Source organism: Hyalangium sp. (assembly GCF_045802625.1).
In the GTDB taxonomy this organism is placed as follows: domain Bacteria; phylum Myxococcota; class Myxococcia; order Myxococcales; family Myxococcaceae; genus Hyalangium.
Map to the genome: position 1 here is coordinate 22,209 of NZ_JBJMQP010000122.1, position 6,123 is coordinate 28,331.

Below are 6,123 nucleotides of genomic sequence, written 5' to 3' on the forward strand. Positions count from 1 at the left end.
GGACCTACACCTCGTCCATCAGCAGCTCGTCCAGGTCCACCTCGGGCCAGCCCCAGCGCTCGATCAACTCGCGCTCCGTCACCTGCTTCTCCGACGGCTCGATCAGCTCGACGAGCAGCGCCTCGAGCTCCTCGAGCGCCGCCGCGACACCTTCGTTGGCATCCCCTGTCACCTGCAGGGCCGTGAGGAGCCCGGTATGACTGGCCACCAGCCAGCCGGAGTTGAACTGCAGAAGTTTCTCGGCCTGCTCCCGGTAGAGCAGCAGCCACCAGAAGAGCCGGCCCAGCGCGTCCGGCTCGTGGCTGCCGCCCCTCTCTTGAGCCTCCCGCAGCACTTGGGCCGCACGCGGGTAGGTGGATAGCGCCTTCCCCTTGAGGAAGCTCCCATCGGCGAAGTCCTTCGGAGAGCCCAGCTCGAACGCGCGCAAGAGCGCCAGGACGCGCGCATGGCGCACCCACTGGGCCGTTGCGCGATCCGGGGGCTCCTGCCAGTCGGGAGCGAGCCCCGCGTGCGCCCCTTCGAGCCACTCCCGCAGCACCTGTCTGGCTCCAAAGGTGGGAGGCACCCAGTCGATCACCCCAAGCGCGACGTGCTCGATGCGGCCCTCGCGGGCGTGCCAGCCTACCGAGAAGCTTCGCTCCGGATAATGGTGAATGACCCAGCCGAGCTTTCGCTCGAGGCCTGTCGATGGGCCGAGCAGACGCTCGATGTCGGCCTCCTCGGTGAAGGGGAGGGTTTTGAGGAAAGGACCACGGACCCAGATCTTGCGGATGAGGCCCTTGGCCACCTCGTAGGCCACCTTTCCCGTGTGGACGTACCCGCCGTGTCTGCGGACCTCCTCGAGCGGGGACCCTTGCGTCACAGCGTCCCTGGATGCGTCCTCCCCCGCGTCGGAGGCTGCGTCGTGGCCGCGCTTGCGCCGCACCGGCGGGGTGTTGGGGAAGACCTGGGTGATGTCCCTGAAGGGGAGCGCGTTGACCGTATCGCCGACGCACGCTCCGCCCACGGAGATGCTCAAGCCATCCACGCTTCCTGCAAGGAGCGGCTGCCAGTCGACCATCGGTTTCTCCATTACGTCAGAACTGTCCCAGGAGCCCCGCGACGAGCCCACCCGAAGGGCTCACGCTGACGACCGGGAGCATCCGCACACCGGCGCTGGCCACCTGTTGTTGCGCGACGGCTCGCTCGTGGGACTTCTCGTAGAAGCTGATCCCGCCCACCAGGGGGGCCACGATGAGGAGGGGAATGCTCACGAGCGGCACCGCGATGTATACGGCCAGGAGCCCGAGCAAATCGTTGGCCGCAAGCAACGCTCTTGAGAGTCCGAGCATGGTCAGGCTACCCGCCACGGCGACCAACGTTCCCACGGTGGCCCCTCCCAGCGCTGGTATGAACCCACCCTCGCCTCCTGCGATGCTGCCCCCCAGCACGATGCCGAGCCCCACGCCCAGCGTCCAGCCTGCGCTGCTCCAAGCCATGCCCTTGAGAAATTGAGAGTTGCTACTGCTGTCGCACTCATCTGTCAGACAGGGCGCGGCCATCATCATCAACCCTGGCGCCGCCCCCGCCGCCCCGAGCAGGATCCCTGCCAGGGCCTCGCCTGTGGCACGCCCATTCGTTCTCCCCGTGCCCCTGGGAGACGTGTCCCCCCGAGGGATGATCTCGCCCTTGGGCTTCTTCTCGTCGCCATCATCAGTGGGGCCTCCCTTGGGATCAGATGGATCCTCATTGGGAGCCGAGGGGGCACCTGGGGGCGGCGAGCTCTGGGCGAACCCCTGGAGTGGACCCAGGACACACAGCAAGAGGGCCAGGAGGAATATGCGGGACATGCCCAAAACCTAGCCCTGGGTAAAGCTCGTCCACATCACTTCTTTTTGGTGGGACCCGAGGTGGGAGGGCGAGGGCCACGGCCGGGAAGGAAGATTGGCACGTAGCATGTGCCCTTGAATATCTGGCCACTTATCGCCTCGCATTTTTCGCTCTCCACGGGGATTTCCACCCAGCAACCGCCATTGAGAGCGACCTGCTGCTTGTGGGGGCAGCGCCCCTTCGAATTGGGCCGCGTCTGATCTGGTAGGGGCTCAGGCAGCGTGTCCTCAACCACCATGGCCTGAGCAGCGTTGCTGGGAGAGGACTCCGGGGATACAACCGTCGCAGCCTCACCGAGCCCTGAGGTGCCTGCGTCCCTGTGTTCTGCACTGGGGGCCGTTGTCTGTGGGGTGCCGCACTCGCTCCATGAACTGCTGGGGCTGATCCACCATGCCCAGGTGGCCAGAGTCAGAACCACTGCCGCCAGCGAGAGCCGAGGCCGCCAGGAGTCCGCGTGGGCTTCGGGGCTGGCACGTTCGGCGGAGGCCCTGGCGACAGCGCGACTCTCGGGAGGCGGTGACGGTGCCTTGCTCGGTGCGGTGAACTCGGAGGAGTGCCCCGCGGCCTTCTCCAGCGCCTCGGCCAGCTGCGCCGCGGTGCCGCGTTCTTCGGGGCGCACCGAGAGCATGCGCAGAACGAGGTCGCGCAGCGGTGGCTCCACGCGGCCAAGCGCGGGACGCGGAAACATGGCTTCCACGTGCCAGGTGCCGCGCTCATCCTTGTGGGGCTCTCCCAGCTTCGGGTACTCGCCCGTGAGGAGCTGACAGGCGGTGACACCCAGCGCATAGAGGTCATCCGCCGGCCTCGCGCGATAGCGGGCGAGGCTGTCTCTGCTGCACTGCAGCTCGAACAGCCAGGACTCCGGGGCGCGGTAGACCGAGGTGCCTGGGTACATGCCGAGCGGCGTGAGGGTTGCGGCCCCCGGGTAGTGGCCCGAGCCAAAGTCGGTGAGGAAGGCGTGGCCGTCAGAGCTCCGCACCAGCACGTTGTCGCCTTTGACGTCACGGTGAACGGCGCCGTGGGCGTGCAGCGCCTGGAGGGCTCGCGCGAGCTGGGCCAGCAGCCGGAGCACCTGCTGTGGCGAGGGAGGAAACTGCCGCGCCCAATCGTAGAGCGGCATTCCCTCGATCCACTCCATGACGATGTAGGGATAGACGGCGCCGCTGGAGTGCAGCCACTCGCCAGAGTCCACCAGGCGCGGGACGTTGGGGTGGCGCAGGCGGGAGAGCAGCTCCACCTCTCGCGCGAAGCGCGGATCCCTGGGGTGCATCGCCACCTTGAGGGCCACGGGCTGGGCGTGCTCGGTGTCCACCGGCACGGCTTGGTAGACCGCGCCGTAGACGCCTCGGCCCGCCCAGCCCACCACGCGCCAGTCTCCCACCACGGTGCCGGGGGGAAGCCAGGCGGGGTTCAGCAGGGAGGGAGGCGTTTTCTCCATGGTGGGGCTCGTGAAGGTGGAGCGAGCCGCTCCCTTCACCCGCCCGCATCCTACCCCGCGAGTAGGCTCACGTCACGGGCCCGAGGGGCCTTGGAAGCCCTTCGCGCGGAAGGTCAGCACCAGCGTGTCCCGGTGTCCCAGCTCGCTCAGCGGTTGGATGGGCGTGCTCTCGTGGATCATCCGCTCGTCGTCGAGCAGCAGCACCGACCAGGGCTCGGTCAGCGTGAAGCGCAGGCCGTGCGGACCGTTGGCCTCGAACACGCGCGTCTCTCCGCCCTTGATGCCCTCGCGCCCCACGAGCAGCACGGCGACGAAGTCCACCCCGTCCCGGTGCGCCCCCTCGGGCGTCGGCCGGCCGATGCCTTCCTTGGTGTCGATGCGGAACTGGTGCGCCTCGACGTACCACGGCTGCGCCCCCTTCAGCTCGGAGCAGCAGGCCGCGAGCGCTCGCAGCAACTGCTGCCAGGCCGGCTGCGCGACGACGGCCGGGGTGATGGGCTCGAACCAGCGCTCCAGTCCTCCGTGCAGCGCGTTGTACTCGACGGGCTGCCAGTGCGCGCGGTGCGGCACCAAGGTGACGGTCGCGCCCTCGACGACGAAGCACGAATGCCGGCGCGAGCGATAGTGGCCGCCGTCGCGCAGATACGTGTCGAGCCGCAGATCCTCCCAGGTGGACCGCAGGGCATCGAGCGCGGCGGCCGGGGTGCCCACCAGCTCGCACAGGCCGGCGCGGCTGAGCACGGCATAGCCGCGGTCGCGCAGGGCGGTGACGGCCTGGGAGGGAGCAGTGATGGGCGGCGAGAGGCTCATGGGCGTGGCGGGGCGAGCAGGCATGATGGGCCTACTGCGCCGGAGTAGCCGCGGGCGCAGGCCCGAGAGCCGCCGCCGGAGCCTCGCTGAAGAAGTCCTGGGCGATCTTCTCGTACATGCTCTCCACCGCGCTCGAGGCGACAGTCGTCAGCCCCTCCTTGTCGGTGGCGGACTTCTTGGAGGACACCGTCCCGGTGGAGCGGCGGAGCACCCGCCCCTGGGCATCCAGCAGCCGCGCCTTGTAGCGGACCTGGGCCTCGGCGGCCTGGATGCCACCGTGCCGGCCTAGGGAAGTGGGGGCGAAGCTCAGCACCGCCTCGTTGAGCTGCAGCGTGAGCTCCGCCCTGTCCGCGTTCGTCTTGAACGCCGAGCTGAAGCCGCTGTGGAAGCCGTTCTGCAACGTCTCCCGCCACCCCGTCACGTTCACGGGGTGCTTGCCGTCGAGGTCGGCCTCGTACTGATCCTCTACCCCTTTATCCATCACCAGCGCGAGCGAAGCGTTCTTCTCGGGCAGGTCGATGTTGGGGCGGGGTTGGCTCTGCTCCACGGCGAGGGTGCAGCCCTGGGCGAGCATCCATGTGACGAGTGCGATGGCCACGCGGGAGAGAGAGCGGAACATGTGCGGTCCTCTAGGTGAAAGGGAGCGCGGCATCTAGCACGGTCCAGGTGCTGGGCGCTCTCTTCGACGATTGAGGAATGCGCAGAGGGCGGTAGAACGGGGCGGCGCCATGCTCGAACTCCTGCTCCGCCTCTCCGCGATCCAGCCTCCCGTGCGGATGGAGCGCATCCGCCGGGAGGAGCTGTCCGAGGCCGTGCTGAGCCAGCTCCACGCGATGTCCACCCGGCTGATGGCCGAGGACCTGGAGCACTTCCGCGTGCACGCCCAGGCCAACGAGCTCGTCCACGTGTTCCGCCGCACGGACACCGGCGACATCGTCGGGTTCCAGTTCTGGCGAACCGCGCCGCTGAAGTTGCCTCGAAGCAGGGTCATCCTCGGCGGCAAGCTGCGCATCCTCCCCGAGTTCCGCCGCCACGGCCTGCACCTGCTCTCCGGCCTGTCCTTCTTCCTTGGGAACCAGCTGCGCCATCCGCTGACTCGCTACTACCGGCTCTCCATCGCCAGCGTGTTCGGCTTCGTGTCCATCACCGAGGCGCTCGCGCACTACCACCTGTTCGAGCCGCGGGCCTCGGAGGAGGAGACGGCGGCGGTGCGGGACGCGTTCCTGGCGCTGGCCGAGGAGAGCCACTTCCGGGTGAATCTGGAGACGGGCTTGTTCTTCGTGAACATCTACATGACGCCCGAGACGCTGGGGCGCTATCCCCCCGCCTTCTTCGAGAAGCCAGCGGCCCGGCGCTACGCGTCGATCAACCCGGAGTTCCGCACCAACGGCAGCTACGTGGGCATGTGGTTCCGCTTCACCCCGGCCAACCTGCTCTCCCTGGCGCGGGCGATTGCTCGCAGGCTGTGGCGCTGAACCTCAGAGCGCGCCGAGCCTCCGGGCCCGAGCCGGATCCACGGCGGCGGCCTCCCAGCGGCGCACGGCGGCCTCGCGCTCGTTCTCCAGCGCGTCCGCGTAGTAGCCCAGGGTGTCGTTGAGGGCGCGGCTCAGCTCCTCGATGGCCGACAGCCGCACGTCCAGCTCCTTGTGCCGCAGCGCCGCCACCAGCCAGTCCGCACGCCGGCGCGTGCGGTTCTCCGCCCACCACACCGTCCACTGGCGCGGCTGCAGGCCGAACGTGGCGCGGGTAATTTCTCTCAGCGCCTCGGAGGCGGCCTGGGCGCACATCTCGTCGTCGCTGCCGGTGAGGTTGATCAGCCCCTCGATGGCGTCGCGGTCATGCAGCGACCCCAGGGCTCGTGACGCCAGCGAGCGCCGCAGCGGATCCCGGTTGGCCAGCTCCTGGCGCAGGTTCCGCATCGCCGCGTCGAAGCGAGGCAGGTGCTTGAGCGCCGAGGCCGCCGCGCGCGCGGCGCTGGAGATGTCCGGCTCCAGATCGAAGAGCCC

The 6,123-nt window shown here is 68.7% G+C and carries 6 protein-coding genes and 1 pseudogene; 1 reads left to right on the plus strand and 6 read right to left on the minus strand.

All coding sequences use genetic code 11. From position 1 onward, the window contains the following. Nucleotides 1-4: 4 nt before the first annotated feature. The 5 genes from ACJ8AT_RS23285 to ACJ8AT_RS23305 all read right to left on the minus strand — a co-directional run bounded on the left by ACJ8AT_RS23285 (nucleotide 5) and on the right by ACJ8AT_RS23305 (nucleotide 4,736). Nucleotides 5-1,060, minus strand: a complete 1,056-nt coding sequence (locus ACJ8AT_RS23285; protein ID WP_407740021.1) for a hypothetical protein — start codon at nucleotides 1,058-1,060, stop codon at nucleotides 5-7. A 16-nt stretch (nucleotides 1,061-1,076) separates the two neighbouring features. Next, a complete protein-coding gene (locus ACJ8AT_RS23290; RefSeq protein ID WP_407740022.1) occupies nucleotides 1,077-1,478 on the minus strand; it encodes a hypothetical protein in 402 nt (133 codons plus the stop codon). 386 nt (nucleotides 1,479-1,864) lie between these two features. Next, on the minus strand, nucleotides 1,865-3,307 hold the full coding sequence (locus ACJ8AT_RS23295) for a serine/threonine-protein kinase (RefSeq protein WP_407740023.1): 1,443 nt from the start codon (nucleotides 3,305-3,307) through the stop codon (nucleotides 1,865-1,867). A gap of 72 nt (nucleotides 3,308-3,379) precedes the next feature. After that, the gene (locus tag ACJ8AT_RS23300) at nucleotides 3,380-4,117 is read right to left on the minus strand and encodes a 2OG-Fe dioxygenase family protein (protein WP_407740026.1); all 738 of its coding nucleotides are present in this window, start codon (nucleotides 4,115-4,117) and stop codon (nucleotides 3,380-3,382) included. A 31-nt stretch (nucleotides 4,118-4,148) separates the two neighbouring features. After that, the gene (locus ACJ8AT_RS23305; protein ID WP_407740024.1) at nucleotides 4,149-4,736 is read right to left on the minus strand and encodes a hypothetical protein; all 588 of its coding nucleotides are present in this window, start codon (nucleotides 4,734-4,736) and stop codon (nucleotides 4,149-4,151) included. A 109-nt stretch (nucleotides 4,737-4,845) separates the two neighbouring features. On the opposite strand from ACJ8AT_RS23305, the gene ACJ8AT_RS23310 reads away from it, so the two are divergent. Next, on the plus strand, nucleotides 4,846-5,592 hold the full coding sequence (locus ACJ8AT_RS23310) for a hypothetical protein (RefSeq protein WP_407740025.1): 747 nt from the start codon (nucleotides 4,846-4,848) through the stop codon (nucleotides 5,590-5,592). 3 nt (nucleotides 5,593-5,595) lie between these two features. Here the strand turns inward: ACJ8AT_RS23310 and ACJ8AT_RS23315 are convergent. Next, nucleotides 5,596-6,123, minus strand: a pseudogene (locus tag ACJ8AT_RS23315) (FrgA protein); the annotation flags it as partial.

Excerpts from the sequence above, each read along its gene's own strand:
- ACJ8AT_RS23285 (WP_407740021.1), bottom strand. The coding sequence starts at position 1,060 with ATGGTCGACTGGCAGCCGCTCCTTGCAGGAAGCGTGGATGGCTTGAGC.
- ACJ8AT_RS23300 (WP_407740026.1), bottom strand. The coding sequence starts at position 4,117 with ATGAGCCTCTCGCCGCCCATCACTGCTCCCTCCCAGGCCGTCACCGCC.
- ACJ8AT_RS23290 (WP_407740022.1), bottom strand. The coding sequence starts at position 1,478 with ATGGCTTGGAGCAGCGCAGGCTGGACGCTGGGCGTGGGGCTCGGCATC.
- ACJ8AT_RS23310 (WP_407740025.1), top strand. The coding sequence starts at position 4,846 with ATGCTCGAACTCCTGCTCCGCCTCTCCGCGATCCAGCCTCCCGTGCGG.
- ACJ8AT_RS23305 (WP_407740024.1), bottom strand. The coding sequence starts at position 4,736 with ATGTTCCGCTCTCTCTCCCGCGTGGCCATCGCACTCGTCACATGGATG.
- ACJ8AT_RS23295 (WP_407740023.1), bottom strand. The coding sequence starts at position 3,307 with ATGGAGAAAACGCCTCCCTCCCTGCTGAACCCCGCCTGGCTTCCCCCC.